Annotated in this window: 1 protein-coding gene; it reads right to left on the bottom strand. The window is 60.7% G+C overall.

Going from position 1 to position 412, the window contains the following annotated elements; genetic code table 11:
• Positions 1-412: glycosyltransferase family A protein (locus tag EN853_RS33190; protein WP_135861349.1), on the bottom strand; the 412-nt coding region annotated here is incomplete at both ends.

The following is a 412-nucleotide window of genomic DNA, read 5'->3' as shown; positions in this document are numbered from 1 at the left end:
TTGTCCTGGCTGACATGGCCGAAGGCGACGATCTCGTAATTCCGCTCTTCGATCTGAGCCGACTGCTGGAAACGCGCATATTCGCCGAACGCGAAATCAGCCGTCGGCTCCCGATCGAACGCTGCGAGAAACCGTTCCAGCGCCGTCGGGTGCGCGACATCGTCGTCATCGAACACCCAGACGAAGTCCCCCTTGCAATGCCTCAGGGCGAAGTTCAGCGCCGTCGACTTGCCGCCATTTTCCTTGCGGTAATATTCCACCGGAGCGGGGAAAGAGGCGGCCACCGCGCTGGTGTTGTCGGTCGAGCCGTCGTCGACGATCAGAATCTGATCCGGCACCACAGTCTGCTTGAGCAGGCTGGCGATGGCTTCGGGCAGGTACTTCTCACGGTTGAAGGTGGGGACAATGACGG

The sequence above is a fragment of the Mesorhizobium sp. M1C.F.Ca.ET.210.01.1.1 genome, from assembly GCF_004791585.1.
Classification (GTDB): Bacteria; Pseudomonadota; Alphaproteobacteria; order Rhizobiales; family Rhizobiaceae; genus Mesorhizobium.
The sequence above is the reverse complement of the archived record's forward strand: the minus strand, read 5'-3'. Positions and strand labels throughout refer to the sequence as shown.